The following is a 15,300-nucleotide window of genomic DNA, read 5'->3' as shown; positions in this document are numbered from 1 at the left end:
TTCTGCCACATGGCATCATCGGGTGATGCCGCTTTCCCTCTTCCTGCTGGTCCTGGCCGCTGCTGCCCTGCATGCCAGCTGGAACGCGATCGTCAAACGCGGGCCGGACAAATTTCTCGGCACGGTGCTGGTGACCGGCAGCGCCGCGCTGCTCTCAGCTGCCGCCCTGCCCTTGCTGCCCATGCCCGCGGCGGACAGCTGGCCGTGGCTGGCGGCGTCGGTGCTGCTGCAGGTGACCTATTACGGCCTGGTCGCACGCTGCTACCAGCAGGTGGACATGAGCCTGGCCTACCCGCTGATGCGCGGTTGCGCGCCGATCCTGGTCGCATTGGCCGGCAGCCTGTTCGGCCAGTCGTTGCCGCCAGCGGCGTGGCTGGGCGTGGTCCTGGTCAGCACCGGCATCCTGTGCATGGCGCTGGGCGCACGTCGCGGCCAGCTCGGCCTGCCACTGCTGACGGCGTTGATGATCGCCACCTACACGCTGGTCGATGCACAGGGCGCACGCCAGTCCGGCAGCGCGCTGGCCTACACGCTGTGGCTGTTCCTGCTGTCAGGCCTGCCGCTGCCGGCATGGGCGCTGTACACCCGACGTGGCGCAGTGCTGGCCTACGCGCGCCAGCATTGGCCGCTGGGCCTGGCCGGTGGTGTCGGCACCACCGCGTCCTATGCGATGGCGCTGTGGGCGATGACCCAGGTGCCGGTGGCGATGGTGTCGGCACTACGCGAATCGTCGATCCTGTTCGCGCTGCTGATCTCGGTGTTCGTGCTGCGCGAGCGCGTGCCACGGGTGCGCTGGCTGGCGGCGGGCTTGATCGTGGCTGGCGTGCTGGCGCTGCGGATGGCGTAAACCACCCATCGGTAGTGCCGGCCGCTGGCCGGCAATCCCTCTCCGTTACAGCGGCGGCATCGTCTGCAGGTCGTCGTTGACCAGCTCGATCGCCATCACCAGCGCATCCTCACGACCGTTGGCGGCCGGGTAATAGCGCGGGCGGCGGCCGATCTCGTTGAACCCTTCGCTGTGGTACAGCGCCAGCGCCGGGGTATTGGACGGCCGCACTTCCAGGAAAACGCGCTGCGCGCCACGGTCACCGGCCAGGCGCACCAGTGCGCGCATCAGCTGCCGGCCGAGGCCATGCGACTGCTCCAGCGGATCGATGCAGATGTTGAGCACGTGGGCTTCATCGGCGGCCAGGCTCAGCACGCCGTAGCCGATCAGCAGGCCGTCGCGTTCCATGGCCAGGCCGGGGTAGCCGGCGCGCAGGCAGTCCAGGAAGATGCCGCGGGTCCAGGGGTACGGATAGCCACGCACTTCGATGGCCATCACCGCATTGAGGTCGCTTTCGCGCAGGGCGCGCATCGACACCGGGCCCGGCCGGGCGACCGCACTCACGGCGCGCCCCGCTTGCGCAGCGCGCGCAGCTGCGGCCACAGCGCGCGCTTTGCCTTCGGATCGCGGCGCAGCTGTTCCAGCGGCCAGCTGTCCATCAGGGCCTGCGTGGCCGGGTCATTCGGGTTGCAGCCCGATGCGCGCAGCAGCGCGATCTGCAGGCGGTCAGGCAGGCGTACCGACGGCTGCCGGGCGTTGCCGCCGGGCAGCGGCCGCGATGCGGCCGGCGCCGTATCCGGCGCCGCCACCGGGGTGGTGCGAACGGGCGGTGCCGGGCGTTCGTACGGGGCCGGTGCGCGTTCGGTCGGCGCATCGGCCTGGCGTTGCGGCTGCCGTGGCGCTTCACTGCGCACCGGTGCGGCCGCGGCTTCGGCCTCGGCCACGCTCAGCTGCAGGGCCGCGTCCAGCTCGGCGGCCAGCTGGCCATCGTGGAAGACGGTGTAGCCCATGGCCTGCAGCCAGGCCTGCTGGGCCGGGGACCACAACACGGGCAGGTCCTCGCTCACGCCGCCTCTGGCTTCTTGCGCAGGCGCTGCAGGGCCCACATCACCGGGCCGGACAGCGCGTAGAGGATGCCCACCACGAACAGCACGCGCGGCAGGTCGATGACCGCGATGGCGATGGCGATCGGCACCAGCGCCAGCACCAGGAACGGCACACGGTCGGAACGGGTGCCCTTGGCGGCACCGCCCTTGAAGCTCCAGAAGCGGATGCGGCTGACCATCAGCAGGGCCGCGACCACGGTGACGGCCAGCGCGACGAAGCGCAGCTCGTTGCCATTCCAGCCCAGGCCGCCATCGGCGAAGGCCCAGACGAAGGACATCATCAGGCCGGCCGCGGCCGGGCTGGCCAGGCCGACGAACCAGCGCTTGTCGACCACCGCCACCTGGGTATTGAAGCGGGCCAGGCGCAGCGCCGCGCAGGCGGCATACAGGAAGGCGACCGCCCAGCCGAGGCGGCCGAGCAGTTCGCCGTCGTACTTCAGCTCCGACAGCGACCAGTGGTACATCACCAGCGCCGGGGCCATGCCGAAGCTGACCAGGTCGGCCAACGAGTCGTACTGCACGCCGAACTCGCTGCTGGTGCCGGTCAGGCGCGCGACGCGACCGTCCAGGCCATCCATCACCGCTGCCACGAACACGGCGATGCTGGCATTGACGAAATCGCCATTGGCCGCCGCGATGATCGCGTAGAAGCCGGAAAACAGGCCGGCGGTGGTGAACAGGTTGGGCAGCAGGTAAATCGTGCGCGAGCGCGGCGGCGGTGTGATCGGGTCCATGGAATCCAGTTTAATCGACTTGCCAGCCGTCGGCGGCAATGCTGCAATCGGCGTTCTACGCCCATTCTGCGGAGTTTGCCATGCGTGCCTTGTCCTGCCTGGGATGCCTGCTGCTGTTGGCCAGTGCCAACGCGGTGGCCGGGCCCGTCTACAAATGGAAGGATGCCAAGGGCGTGACCCAGTATTCGGAGACGCCGCCGGCCGGGGGCAAATACGAAACCCGGGAGCAGGCCCGCGGCGGCCAGGCGCCCGCGGCAGAGGCCAGCGAGGCCAAGCCGGTGCCGGAGAAGTGCAGCACCGCCCGCGCCAACGTGGCCCTGCTGGACGGCAACGGGGAGGTCATGCAGGACACCGACGGGGACGGCAAGGCCGATACCGCGTTGACGCCGGAGCAGCGCAGCGCGCAGAAGGGGTTGGCCGAAGCGGCGATCAAGGCGTACTGCCCGCCGGCGGGTTAAGGGGTTTTTCGGCAGGGCTTGCAGCCCTGCACCTGCTTGCAAGCCAAGGCAACGGCCAGAGCCAGAGCGGCATTCCGTGGGATGCCGGGGCACTGTGGGTTTGCGGGGACGCCGTAAACCCGTCCATGGGGGCTTGGTCGCCGCATCCATGCGGCTCACACCCCGCAAACCCACAGTGCCCCGCCTTCGACAGTTTCACGCGGCCGTTGGTAAGGGCGATGTGCAGCTTTTGGTAGGTGTCGACCTTGGTCGACACGATTTTTCTCTCAGATATCGATATTCAGATGGGGTCAGAGCCCGTTGCGCAGCAACGGGATCCGACCCCGTGCTCCGACAGATCGCGGAGGCCTGTCGAAGGCGGGGTGGGTCCGGTTGAGGGGGTGTGAGCGCCATGGATGGCGCGACCAAGCCCCCATGGGTGAGGGCGCTTTGCTTGCGAAGCACTGCTTCGCAAGCGCCCGAACGCACAGCCGCCAGCGGCTGGGCCGGACCCCGGAGGGGGGTTTACGGCGTCCCCCTCAACCGGACCCACCCCGCCTACCCACGGATAGCCAGCTTTTGACGTTGACGTTGATTCTGCGGGTGCAGGGCTGCAAGCCCTGCCGGTACAAACCCCCGGCCGGGCTGGCAGAATAGGCGTCTCTGCCGTTATCCGAAGCCGCCGATGCGCCTCTCCCAGTTCCACCTGCACACCACCAAGGAAACCCCCAGCGATGCCGAGCTGACCAGCCACCGGTTGATGCTGCGGGCGGGCATGATCCGCAAGCTGGCATCGGGCCTGTACACCTGGTCGCCGCTGGGCCTGCGCGTGCTGCGCAAGGTCGAGCGCATCGTGCGCGAGGAAATGGACCGCGCCGGCGCCGTCGAATTCCAGATTCCGACCATCCAGCCGAAGGAACTGTGGGAGCAGACCGGCCGCTGGGAGAAGTTCGGCCCGCAGCTGCTGAAGATCAAGGACCGCAAGGAACAGACCTTCTGCTACAGCCCCACCGCTGAAGAAGCGGCCTGCGATTTCGCGCGCAGCGAGCTGTCCAGCTACAAACAGCTGCCGGTCAACTTCTACCAGATCCAGACCAAGTTCCGCGACGAGATCCGCCCGCGTTTCGGCGTGATGCGCGCGCGCGAATTCCTGATGAAGGATGCGTATTCGTTCCACCTGCACGATGACTGCCTGGTGCGCGAATACGAAAACATGAAGGCGGCCTACAGCCGCATCTTCACTCGCCTCGGCCTCGATTTCCGCATGGTCCAGGCCGATTCCGGTGCCATCGGTGGTGATGCCTCGCAGGAATTCCACGTGATCGCCGATTCGGGCGAAGACGCGCTGGTGTTCTCCACCGGCTCGGATTATGCCGCCAACATGGAAGCGGCCGTGGCCGCTGACCCGGCACCGCGCGCGGCTGCCACTGAAGCCATCCGCAAGGTGGAAACCCCCACGCAGAAGACCTGCGAGGACGTCGCTGCCCTGCTCGGCCTCGACCTGACCCGCACCGTGAAGTCGGTGGCGCTGATGACCGAAGCCGGCTTCGTGCTGGCCCTGGTCCGCGGCGACCATGACGTCAACGAGATCAAGCTGGGCAAGGTCGCCGGCCTGGAAGACCAGCGCTTCGCCAGCGAGGCGGAGATCGCCGAGTACCTGGGCAGCGTGCCGGGCTTCCTCGGCCCGGTCGCCCCGGCCAAGGCCATCCGCGTGATCGCCGACCGTGAAGTGGCGGCCATGGCCGACTTCGTGGTCGGCGCCAATGAGGCCGGTTTCCACCTGGCCGGCGTCAACTGGGGCCGCGACCTGGCCGAGCCGGAAGTGGCTGACATCCGCAACGTGCAGGCCGGTGACCGCGCCGTCGATGGCGGCGAGCTGAAGATCGCCCGCGGCATCGAGGTCGGCCACGTCTTCCAGCTGGGCCGCAAGTACGCCGCCGCGCTCGACGCCACCGTGCTGGACGAGAACGGCAAGGCCGCGGTGATGGCGATGGGCTGCTACGGCATCGGCATTTCCCGCGTGGTCGCTGCGGCGATCGAACAGAACCACGATGACGCCGGCATCATCTGGCCCGAGGCGATGGCGCCGTGGCAGGTGGTAGTGTGCGTGATCAACCCGAAGGGCGACGCCGGCGTGGCCGAAGCGGCGGCCGGCCTGCTGCAGGAACTGCGCGATGCGGGCCTGGATGCGGCGCTGGACGACCGTGGCCTGCGCCCGGGCGCCATGTTCGCCGACATGGAACTGATAGGCGTCCCGCACCGGGTCGTGGTCAGCGAACGCGGCCTGGCCGCCGGCACGTTCGAATACCGTTCGCGCCGTGCCAGCGAGGCGGAAAGCCTGGACAAGACCACCCTGCTGCAGCGACTGCAGGGCTGACCAGAGAGACCGGGGCCTGCCCCGGTCTTTTTTTGCCTTTTTTGTGCGCGCCAGCAAAATGCGGCCGGACATAATCCGGTCAAAATAGACGCATTGGGGCCATCTGGCCGCCATGTCGCGACTGCCGATGTTTGTGCTGGCATTAATTCATCATTATTCTGTCCCGCGACGCCACGGACCGGCTCGTCCCTGTCCCTAATTCAGTTTCCGGAGTAATCGTAGATGAGCATCGACCTGAGCGGCCTGTCGGCACGCGAGCTGGGCGCCCTGATCCGTACCGCCAAGAAGCAGCAGACCATCGTGGCCAAGCGTCGCCCGATCACCAAGGTACGCGCCCAGCTGAGCAAGCTGGCCAAGGCCGAGGGTTACACCATCGAGGAACTGTTCGGTGATGCCCCGGCTGCCCCGCGCGCCCGCAAGGCGACGAAGGCTACCAAGGCACCGGCGAAGACCGCCGGCCGCAAGCTGGGCAAGGTTGCCCCGAAGTACCGTAATCCGGCCAACCCGAAGGAAACCTGGACCGGCCGTGGCAAGCAGCCGCGCTGGATGGCCGAACTGACCGCCAAGGGCGGCAAGAAGCCGGAAGATTTCCTGATCAAGAAGGCGTAAGGCCGAATATCAGGTTGAAATGAAAGACGCCGGCGAAAGCCGGCGTTTTTTTTGCATCGTCACAGGGTTTTGCGGGCCGGCATCAGCAGGTTGCCGAACAGCAGGCCGGCCACCAGCGCCATCACAACGTTGAGCACGGTGAGGAACACGCTCTGCCCGGCGCCCACGTCCTGCTGCTGCACCAGGGTCAGCACGCCGCGCAGGCTGGTGCTGCCCGGCACCATCATGATGATGCCCGGCAGGCGGATGATCGCGCCCGGGCGCCCGACCAGGCGGCCGAACAGATTACCGCCGGCGGTCAGCAGCATCGCGGACAGGAAAATACCCGCCGGTGCGCCCCAGGCGTGGCCACCGAATTTGGAAATGGCATAACCGGCCACCGAGGCCGCCATCACCCACGGATAATCACGACGGTTGGCCTTGAACAGCATGGCGAAGGCGAATGCCGCGGTCAGCAGCGAGCCCCATTCCACCCACGGCCCCTGCGGCCGCGCGGCACGGATCACCGGCTCCAGGCCCAGCACATCGGCCAGGGTCACCGCGATCATCGCGCCGACGCTGAGTTTCATGATGGTGGTCAGCGCACCGGCGAAACGCGCGGTACCCGATACCCAGTGCTGGCTGGCCAGTTCATTGACCGCATTGGTCAGCGACATGCCGGGCAGCAGCACCACCAGCGAAGCAATGATGACGGTATTGAGATTGAGCGCGCCGATGAAGGCAGCCACCAGCGTGGCGACCATGCCCGCCAGCAGCGCGGCCAGTGCTTCGGCGGCCTCGCGGGTGGCCGGGCGGCGGTCGGTGACCATGCCCAGCAGGCCGATCATCAGACCGATGACACCGGCGGTGGCGATATCCAGCCACGGCAGTTTCCACATGCCGGCCACGCCGGCCGCGCCCAGGCTGAAGGACAGGATGGTGCGCAGCTTGCCGCGCCGGCCGGGATCCTTGTCCAGCTGGCGCAGCGCGGTATGGCCCTGGGCGATGCTCATGCGGCCGTTGGACACTTCCTCGGCGATGCGGTCGGCCACGCTCAGTTTGTGCAGGTCGTTCTCGCCCGGTGCCAGGCGGATGACCCGGGTGATGTCACTGGAACCGATGGCCTGTGCCGGATCGCTGAAGCTGAGGATGATGCCGGTGGGGTTGGACCACGGCTCGCAATCGAGATCGAGCTGGCGCGCCAGGGCCACCACGGCCGTTTCCAGGCGCTGTGCGGTGGTGCCATAGCTGTGCAGGCGCCCGGCGATCTCGGAAACGAATGCCACGCGCTGTGCGTAGGTGGCCGGGGGCGTGGGGATCGTGTGAGCGTCTGCAGACATGCGCCGTAGTATTACCCACGCGGGGCCCGGCAGGAGAAATTCATCCCGGTTCGACGCGGCGCGCAGGACGAAACGGTTATGCTGCGAACCGAATGGCCCCCATGACCCCGAACCACGCCCCCCGGCTTGAACAGGACGCCCACGATCCCGGGCTGATCCGCCTGTCCGGGCACTGGACCCTGAAGACCGCGCTGGACGCGGCCGAGGTGCTGCGTGGTATTCCCGACACGTTGACCGGCATCGATGCCACCGGCATCGAACAGCTGGACTCGGCCGGCGTGCTGCAGGTGCTGCGCGTGGCCCATCGTGCCGACCTCGGCGAACAGGCACTGCAGTTCCGCCCGGACCACCAGGCGCTGGTGTGCACCATCGAGGAAGTGGCCGACGACCGTCCCAAGGCCAAGCGCGATTTCGGCGTGCTGGCCGCGCTCGAACGCCTCGGCGTCAGCGTCCATGCCACCGGCCACAACATCAAGGCGCTGTGCAGCTTCCTCGGCGAGAACCTGGTGAAGGCCGCGCGGCTGGTGAAGGAACCGCGGCGCTTCCGCCTGACCGCCACCGTGCACCAGATGGAACAGGTGGGGCTGGACGCGGTGCCGCTGGTGGCCCTGCTGTCCTACCTGGTCGGCGCGGTCATCGCCTTCCTCGGCTCGACCATCCTGCGCGACTTCGGCGCGGAGATCTACGTGGTCGAACTGGTCAACATCGCTTTCCTGCGCGAGTTCGCCGTGCTGCTCACCGCCATCGTGCTGGCCGGCCGCACCGCCAGTGCGTTCACCGCGCAGATCGGCGCGATGAAGGCGCGCGAGGAAATCGATGCGATGCGCACGCTGGGCCTGGACCCGGTCGACCTGCTGGTGCTGCCGCGCCTGCTCGCCCTGCTGGTGACCCTGCCGCTGCTGACCTTCATCGCGATGATCGCCGGCCTGGCCGGCGGCATCACCGTCGGCGCGTTCGACCTGGACATCCCGCCGCAGATGTACATCGCGCGCATGCACGAAACGATGGAAGTGCGGCACATGCTGGTGGGCCTGTCGAAGGCGCCGGTGTTCGCGCTGATCATCGGCCTGATCGGCTGCCTGGAAGGCCTGAAGGTGGAAGGCACGGCGCAGTCGGTGGGCGAACGCACCACCTCCAGCGTGGTGCAGACCATCTCGCTGGTCATCATCATCGACGCCTTCGCGGCGTTGTGGTTCATGCACATGGACTGGTGACATGAACGCACACGACACCCCCACCGATGCCGCCATGCAGGACGACCAGGGCCACGACCTGGCCATCCGCGTGCGTGGGCTGGTCAACCGCTTCGGCAGCCAGACCGTGCACGAAGGCCTGGACCTGGACGTGCGCCGCGGCGAGATCCTCGGCGTGGTCGGCGGTTCGGGCACCGGCAAATCGGTGCTGATGCGCTCGATCCTCGGCCTGCGGGTGCCCGACGAGGGGCAGATCGAGGTGCTCGGCCGCGACGCACGCGCCGACGATGCCGAAAGCCGCCTGCACATCGAGCGCAACACCGGCGTGCTGTTCCAGGATGGCGCCCTGTTCTCCTCGCTGACCGTGGGCGAGAACGTGCAGGTGCCGCTGAAGGAACACCACCGCGAGCTGCCCGAGCGCTGGCATTACGAACTGGCGCTGCTGAAGGTGAAGCTGGCCGGCCTGCCCGCCGATGCGATCAACAAGCTGCCCTCGCAGCTGTCCGGCGGCATGCGCAAGCGCGCCGGCCTGGCACGGGCGCTGGCGCTGGACCCGCCGCTGCTGTTCCTGGACGAACCCACCGCCGGCCTGGACCCGATCGGCGCAGCCGCCTTCGACCGCCTGATCAAGACCCTGCAGGAAGCGCTGGGCCTGACCGTGTTCCTGATCACCCACGACCTGGACACGCTGTATGCGATCTGCGACCGGGTGGCGGTGATCGCCGACCGCAAGGTGGTGGCCAATGCGCCGCTGCCGGAGATCGAGACACTGGACCATCCGTGGATCCAGGAATATTTCCACGGACCCCGCGCGCGTGCTGCACGCGGCGAACAGATCAAGAGTGCCTGAGCCATGGAAACCAAAGCCAATTACGTGCTGATCGGCGCGTTCACCCTGATCACCGGCCTGGCCCTGCTGGCCTTCGGCCTGTGGGCGGCCAAGTACTCCTCCGACCGTACCTGGCAGGAATACCGCGTGGTGTTCCGCGAGGCGGTCACCGGCCTGTCGGTCGGCAGCCCGGTGCAATACAACGGCATCGCGGTCGGTTCGATCACCGAGCTGAACCTGGTGCCGGACGACCCGCGCCAGGTGGTCGCACGCATCCGCCTGAACTCCAACACGCCGGTCAAGACCGATACCCGCGCCAAGCTGGCCATCACCAGCCTGACCGGTCCGTCGATCATCCAGCTCAGTGGCGGCACCCCGCAGGCGCCGACGCTGACCATGGTCAACAAGGATCCGGCGCCGATCATCCCGACCACGCCGTCGGCGCTGCAGAACATCACCGATGTGGCCAACCGCATCGTCGAACGCATGGATCAAGTCCTCAGTGACCGCAACGTGGCCTCGATCAACGCCACCCTGGCCAACCTGGAAACCATCAGCGGCGGCCTGGCCGACCGTGACCAGGGCACCCAGGCGCTGCTGCTCAGCGCGCGCGATGCCGCACGCAGCCTGGACACCACGCTGAAGACCACCAACGGCACCATCGAGCGCCTGGACAAGAATCTGGTGCAGCAGCTGCCGGGCATCATCGACAAGCTCGACGCCACCCTGGGCAAGCTCGATTCGGCGGCCGGCAATGCCGATTCGATCCTCGGCGAGAACCGCGCGGCCATCAACAGCTTCGCCAACGATGGCCTGGGCCAGCTCGGCCCGACGCTGAATGAACTGCGTGGCCTGATCCGCGACCTGCGCCGGGTCAGCGACCGCCTCGAGAACAACCCCGCGCGCTACCTGCTGGGCCGCGACGCACCGAAGGAGTTCGAACCCAAATGAGCCCGATGACCCTTCCGCGCCTGCTGCTGGCCGCCTCGGCCGTCGCCCTGCTGGGTGGCTGCTCGATCCTCGGCAGCGGCGACAAGAGCCCGGTCACCCTGTATTCGCCCGCCGTGCAGGTGAAGGTGGACCCGAGCTGGCCGCAGGCCGACTGGCAGCTGGTGGTGTCCAAGCCCAGCGCCGCGCGCATGGTCGACAGCCCGCGCATCAACGTGCGGCCGACGCCGTCCGAGCTGGAGATCTACAAGGGCGCCAGCTGGGCACAGCCGGCCACCGACATCATCGAAGACACCCTGCTGCGTGGCTTCGAGGATTCCGGCCGCCTGCGCGGCGTGGCCCGCACCGCCGCCGGCATCCGCGCCGACTACAAGCTGGCCACTGATATCCGCCGCTTCGAATCGGACTACCAGGGCCAGGCCACGCCGACCGTGGTGATCGAAGTGAACGCCAAGCTGATCCACACCACCGACCAGCGCGTGGTGGCCGACCGCACGTTCCGCCAGGCGCAGCCGGTGGGCAGCACCGACGTACCGGCCGTGGCCGCCGCCTTCGAGCGTGGCCTGCAGCAGCTGGCGCAGGATGTGGTGGGCTGGACGCTGGAGAACGGGCAGAGCGACGCGGCTGCGCTGAAGCGTTGAGCCGTGTCCGCTGCGCTCGCCGGGCATGGCCCGGCGCTACCCCTTGTGCAATCCTGGTAGCGCCGGGCCATGCCCGGCGGAACGCCCTCAGCGCGGCTGGATCCAGCGGAACGTCAGGTTGATCCGCTCGCCCTGCACCCGTGCCATCTTCGGCAGCGCGTGCTGGTAGAAGCGCTGGGTGTTGCCGCCCATCAGCAGCAGGTCGCCGTGGCCGAGCAGGAATTCGGCCTTTCGCGCGGGATCATCGCGCCGTCGCAGCAGGAAGCGGCGCGCCGAGCCCAGGCTGAGCGAGGCGATGAGCGGTGACGACCCCAGCTCCGGTTCGTCATCGCTGTGCCAGCCCATGTAATCGCCGCCGTTGCGGTAGCGGTTGACCAGCACGCTGTTGAACGTACCGATGCCCTGTTCCTGCAAGCGCTCGCGCAGGGCCTGCAGCCGCGCCGGCCAGGGCTGCGGCACGAACTCGGCACCGGAATAGCGGTAACGTGCCTGCGGATCACCGATCCAGCAGCTCAGCCGGGGCGAATCGACCCAGTGGCCGAACATGCGGATGCGATGCACCTCCCACGGCAGTTCCGACTGCAGGGCCGACAGCAGCGCATCGGCGGCGGCGGCCGGCAGCCAGCCGGGCAGGTGCTGGACATCGGCATCGGGCAGGTCGTGGGGGAACAGCATCACCCCACGCTAGCACGGCAGCCGCCGCGATCCGGTTTGCCGTGATGGCCATCAGCGTCGAAAATGCGTCCATGACCCTTTCCACGACGTCCATGCACGCCCCCGCCCGCCCTTCCCGGAGCGCGCTCCAATGAGCGGCAGCCTGCGCCAGGCCCTGTTCCCGCTGCTGCGTGCGGCCTTCCGGCTGCTGCCCCTGTCCGAGGGGCAGCGCGACCGGCTGCGGACCCGCCTGCTGGCCCGTCATGGTGACTGGGTGCCGCCGCCACCCAAGGGTCAGCAGGACGCCGCCGGGCCAAGCTCGAGCGCGCAGCTGCGCTGGCGGGCCGACGAGGCCGCGATCGGCCACCGCCGCTATCAGCAGGCAGCCCTGCCGGACCCGGTGCCGGCCACCCTTGTCGCTTTCTACCTGCCGCAGTTCCACACCTTCGCCGAAAATGATGCCTGGTGGGGCAAAGGCTTCACCGAATGGCGCAACGTCACCCGCGCCCTGCCGCAGTTCGAAGGCCACATCCAGCCACGCCTGCCGGCCGATCTGGGCTTCTACGACCTGCGCAACCCGCAGGTGATGCGCGACCAGGCGCAGCTCGCCGCCGAACATGGCATCGGCGCGTTCTGCTTCTACTACTACTGGTTCAGTGGCCGCACCCTGATGGAAGACCCACTGCAGCAGTGGCTGGCCGATGACAGCATCGACTTGCCCTTCTGCCTGTGCTGGGCCAACGAGAACTGGGCGCGGCGCTGGGATGGCCGCGACGAGGACATTCTGATCGGCCAGCAGCATAGCGCCGAGGATGACCTGGCCTTCATCGCCCACGTTGCACCGTACCTGCGTGACCGGCGCGCACTCAAGGTCGATGGCAGGCCGATGCTGCTGGTCTACCGCCCGCACCTGCTGCCCGATGCACGGGCGACCGCGGAGCGCTGGCGCCGCTGGTGCCGCGACCACGGCGTCGGCGAGATCCACCTGGCCTATGTGCAGGGCTTCGAGCGGCCCGATCCACGCGACATCGGCTTCGATGCCGCCGTCGAATTCCCGCCGAACATGAGCAATCCGGCCTCGCTGTCCGCGCAGCAGTGGCTGCTCAATCCAGAATTCAACGGCGATGTGCGCGACTGGCGCGAACTGGCCGCCGAGATCGGCGCGCGGCCGCTGCCCGACTACCCGCTCTACCCCGGCGTGAATCCCGGTTGGGACAACGAAGCACGACGCTCCGGCCGTGGCCGGGTGTACCTGCACGCCTCACCACGCGGCTACCGCGACTGGCTGCGCCGGACCGTGCACGAGCGACTGTCGGCAGCCCCACAGGACCAGCGCCTGGTCTTCATCAACGCCTGGAACGAATGGGCCGAAGGCGCGGTGCTGGAGCCGGATGCACGGCTGGGCCACGCCTGGCTGCAGGCCACGCGCGAAGCGCTGCTGCCGCTGCCGGCCACGTCACCGCAACCGGCGGTGCACGTGCATGCGTGGTATCTGGAAACCCTGCCGGAACTGCTGTCCGCCCTGCGCGAGGCGGCGCTGCCATGGCGGATCATCGTCACCACCCCGGCGCAGCAGCTGGACGCGGTCCAGCAGGCGCTGGCCAGCCATGGGCTGCAGGGTGAGGTGATCGCCGTGGCCAATCACGGGCGCGACATCCTGCCGTTCCTGGAGGTGGCCGAGCGACTGCTGCAGGACCAGCATGATCTGGTGCTCAAGCTGCATACCAAGCGCTCGACCCATCGTGACAACGGCGACCAGTGGCGGCAGGAACTGCTGCAGCGCCTGCTGCACGGCGGCCGGGCCGCGCGCATCCACGCCGCATTCCAGGCGGATCCCGGCCTGGGCATGGTGGTTGCCGAAGGGCATCTGCTGCCCGTTGCCGACTTCATCGGCGGCAATGGGCCTGCGCTGCAGCGGCTGCGGGCGCGGCTCGGCCTGCCACCGGCGCAGGCCGCCGTGTTCGGCGCAGGCAGCATGGGCTGGTGGCGGCTGCAGGCGCTGCGCCCGTTGCTGGACGCGCATCTGTACCGCAGTGCGTTCGATCCCGAACAGGGCCAGACCGACGCAACGCTGGCCCATGCCATCGAGCGGGTGTTTGGTGAGTGCTGCACGCACAGCGGCCTGCGCGTGGCCACTGCGGCGTCCTGTCTGGGTGAAGCGGACCCCGCTGGTTCCGACTACGCCTACGCCCGTCGCAGTTGAGCAAAGGAGGCCGCACGGCCTCCTTCGCGGTTCATCGATCAGGCCTTGCGGAACGCAACGCCGGTCTTTTCCTTCAGTTCGTCATCGCCCACGCCCGGCGCAGCTTCCACCAGCAGCAGGCCATCGTCGGTGACATCGAACACGGCCAGGTCGGTGATGATCCGGTCGACCACGCCGACGCCGGTCAGCGGCAGCGAGCATTCGGCCAGGATCTTGTGCTCGCCGTTCTTCGCGGTGTGCTCCATCAGCACCACCACGCGCTGCACGCCGGCCACCAGGTCCATCGCGCCGCCCATGCCCTTGACCATCTTGCCGGGCACCATCCAATTGGCCAGGTCACCCTTGTCGGTCACCTGCATGGCGCCAAGGATGGCCAGGTTGACGTGGCCACCGCGGATCATCGCGAAGCTGTCATGGCTGCCGAAATAGCTGGCACCCGCACGCGCGGTGACGGTCTGCTTGCCGGCATTGATCAGGTCGGCGTCCACTTCGGCGTCGGTCGGGAACGGGCCGATGCCGAGCAGGCCGTTCTCGGACTGCAGCCACACGTCCACGCCTTCGGGAATGTGGTTGGCCACCAGGGTCGGCAGGCCGATGCCGAGGTTCACGTAGGCGCCATCGGTCAGTTCGCGGGCGGCACGTGCCGCCATCTCGTCACGGGTCCACGCCATGTCAGTTGCCCTCCGCGCGGATGGTGCGCTGTTCGATGCGTTTCTCGGGATGCGCGTTGTGCACGATGCGGTGCACGTAGATGCCCGGCAGGTGCACCTGGTCAGGGTCGATGGCGCCCACCGGCACCACCTCTTCCACTTCCACGATGCAGACCTTGCCGGCCATCGCGCACGCCGGGTTGAAGTTGCGCGCGGTCTTGCGGAACACCAGGTTGCCGGCTTCGTCGGCCTTCCAGGCCTTGACCAGGGCAACGTCGGCACGCAGCGCGGTTTCCATCACGTAGTGCTTGCCGTCGAACTCGCGGGTTTCCTTGCCTTCGGCCACCACCGTGCCGTAGCCGGTGGCAGTGAAGAAGGCCGGGATGCCCGCGCCGCCGGCACGCAGGCGCTCGGCCAGGGTGCCCTGCGGGTTGAACTCCAGTTCCAGCTCACCGGCCAGGAACTGCCGTTCGAATTCCTTGTTCTCGCCCACGTAGGACGAAATCATCTTCTTGATCTGCCGTGTTTCCAGCAGCTGGCCGAGGCCGAAGCCATCGACGCCGGCATTGTTGGAGATCACGGTCAGGCCCTTGGCGCCGCTGTCGCGCAGTGCGGCGATCAGTGCCTCGGGAATGCCACACAGGCCGAAGCCGCCCACGGCCAGGGTCTGGCCATCGGCGATGACGCCCTGCAGGGCCTCCGCCGCCGAAGCGAAGCGCTTGCTGCGCTTGCTGCTGGAAGTTGCGTGTTCCATTTCTACTGCCCTACGGGGGA

Annotated in this window: 15 protein-coding genes and 1 pseudogene; 9 read left to right on the top strand and 7 right to left on the bottom strand. The window is 68.0% G+C overall.

Annotation, left to right across the window (positions count from 1 at the left end; all coding sequences use genetic code 11):
* Window positions 1–25 precede the first annotated feature (25 nt).
* A complete protein-coding gene (locus tag C1925_RS03165; RefSeq protein ID WP_108767667.1) occupies window positions 26–847 on the top strand; it encodes an EamA family transporter in 822 nt (273 codons plus the stop codon).
* Window positions 848–892: 45 nt separating this feature from the next.
* Here the strand turns inward: C1925_RS03165 and rimI are convergent, their stop codons facing one another.
* From rimI to pssA, 3 genes are read right to left on the bottom strand one after another with little or no spacing between them, the layout of a single operon-like run.
* Window positions 893–1,390, bottom strand: a complete 498-nt coding sequence (rimI, locus tag C1925_RS03160) for a ribosomal protein S18-alanine N-acetyltransferase (RefSeq protein ID WP_108770599.1) — start codon at window positions 1,388–1,390, stop codon at window positions 893–895.
* The gene (locus tag C1925_RS03155; protein ID WP_108767666.1) at window positions 1,387–1,893 is read right to left on the bottom strand and encodes a hypothetical protein; all 507 of its coding nucleotides are present in this window, start codon (window positions 1,891–1,893) and stop codon (window positions 1,387–1,389) included. Before C1925_RS03155 ends, rimI begins: the two co-directional genes overlap by 4 nt.
* A complete protein-coding gene (gene pssA / locus C1925_RS03150) occupies window positions 1,890–2,666 on the bottom strand; it encodes a CDP-diacylglycerol--serine O-phosphatidyltransferase (RefSeq protein ID WP_108767665.1) in 777 nt (258 codons plus the stop codon). Before pssA ends, C1925_RS03155 begins: the two co-directional genes overlap by 4 nt.
* 80 nt (window positions 2,667–2,746) lie before the next feature.
* On the opposite strand from pssA, the gene C1925_RS03145 reads away from it, so the two are divergent.
* The 3 genes and pseudogenes from C1925_RS03145 to C1925_RS03135 form a co-directional block, all read left to right on the top strand.
* A complete protein-coding gene (locus C1925_RS03145; protein WP_108770598.1) occupies window positions 2,747–3,124 on the top strand; it encodes a DUF4124 domain-containing protein in 378 nt (125 codons plus the stop codon).
* Between the two features lie 664 nt (window positions 3,125–3,788).
* Window positions 3,789–5,480 (top strand): proline--tRNA ligase, encoded by a 1,692-nt coding sequence (locus C1925_RS03140; RefSeq protein ID WP_108767664.1) that lies wholly within the window; start codon window positions 3,789–3,791, stop codon window positions 5,478–5,480.
* 222 nt (window positions 5,481–5,702) lie between these two features.
* A pseudogene (locus tag C1925_RS03135) lies at window positions 5,703–6,083 on the top strand (H-NS histone family protein); the annotation flags it as partial.
* A 65-nt stretch (window positions 6,084–6,148) separates the two neighbouring features.
* Here the strand turns inward: C1925_RS03135 and C1925_RS03130 are convergent.
* Entirely contained in the window at window positions 6,149–7,408 is a 1,260-nt protein-coding gene (locus C1925_RS03130; protein WP_108767663.1) for a threonine/serine exporter family protein, read from the bottom strand.
* A 92-nt stretch (window positions 7,409–7,500) separates the two neighbouring features.
* Between C1925_RS03130 and C1925_RS03125 the strand changes: the two genes are divergently transcribed.
* The 4 genes from C1925_RS03125 to C1925_RS03110 are packed head-to-tail and all read left to right on the top strand — an operon-like array spanning window position 7,501 to window position 11,019.
* Complete coding sequence (locus tag C1925_RS03125) at window positions 7,501–8,622, top strand: ABC transporter permease (protein WP_174213481.1); 1,122 nt, start codon at window positions 7,501–7,503, stop codon at window positions 8,620–8,622.
* A gap of 1 nt (window position 8,623) precedes the next feature.
* A complete protein-coding gene (locus C1925_RS03120) occupies window positions 8,624–9,451 on the top strand; it encodes an ABC transporter ATP-binding protein (RefSeq protein ID WP_108767661.1) in 828 nt (275 codons plus the stop codon).
* A 3-nt stretch (window positions 9,452–9,454) separates the two neighbouring features.
* Window positions 9,455–10,381, top strand: a complete 927-nt coding sequence (locus C1925_RS03115) for an MlaD family protein (RefSeq protein WP_108767660.1) — start codon at window positions 9,455–9,457, stop codon at window positions 10,379–10,381.
* Window positions 10,378–11,019 carry an ABC-type transport auxiliary lipoprotein family protein gene (locus C1925_RS03110; RefSeq protein WP_108767659.1) on the top strand — a complete coding sequence of 214 codons (642 nt, stop codon included), beginning with the start codon at window positions 10,378–10,380 and terminating at the stop codon, window positions 11,017–11,019. The genes C1925_RS03115 and C1925_RS03110 overlap by 4 nt, the downstream gene beginning before the upstream one ends.
* 87 nt (window positions 11,020–11,106) lie before the next feature.
* On the opposite strand, the gene C1925_RS03105 is transcribed toward C1925_RS03110, so the two are convergent.
* Window positions 11,107–11,694 (bottom strand): alpha-ketoglutarate-dependent dioxygenase AlkB, encoded by a 588-nt coding sequence (locus C1925_RS03105; protein WP_108767658.1) that lies wholly within the window; start codon window positions 11,692–11,694, stop codon window positions 11,107–11,109.
* A gap of 130 nt (window positions 11,695–11,824) precedes the next feature.
* On the opposite strand from C1925_RS03105, the gene C1925_RS03100 reads away from it, so the two are divergent.
* The gene (locus tag C1925_RS03100) at window positions 11,825–13,876 is read left to right on the top strand and encodes a glycoside hydrolase family 99-like domain-containing protein (protein WP_108767657.1); all 2,052 of its coding nucleotides are present in this window, start codon (window positions 11,825–11,827) and stop codon (window positions 13,874–13,876) included.
* Window positions 13,877–13,914: 38 nt separating this feature from the next.
* Here C1925_RS03100 and C1925_RS03095 read toward each other — a convergent pair whose 3' ends face one another.
* Complete coding sequence (locus C1925_RS03095) at window positions 13,915–14,547, bottom strand: CoA transferase subunit B (protein ID WP_108767656.1); 633 nt, start codon at window positions 14,545–14,547, stop codon at window positions 13,915–13,917.
* A 1-nt stretch (window position 14,548) separates the two neighbouring features.
* The gene (locus C1925_RS03090; RefSeq protein ID WP_108767655.1) at window positions 14,549–15,280 is read right to left on the bottom strand and encodes a CoA transferase subunit A; all 732 of its coding nucleotides are present in this window, start codon (window positions 15,278–15,280) and stop codon (window positions 14,549–14,551) included.
* Between the last annotated feature and the right edge of the window lie 20 nt (window positions 15,281–15,300).

The organism is Stenotrophomonas sp. SAU14A_NAIMI4_5, assembly GCF_003086795.1.
GTDB lineage: Bacteria > Pseudomonadota > Gammaproteobacteria > Xanthomonadales > Xanthomonadaceae > Stenotrophomonas.
The sequence above is the reverse complement of the archived record's forward strand: the minus strand, read 5'-3'. Positions and strand labels throughout refer to the sequence as shown.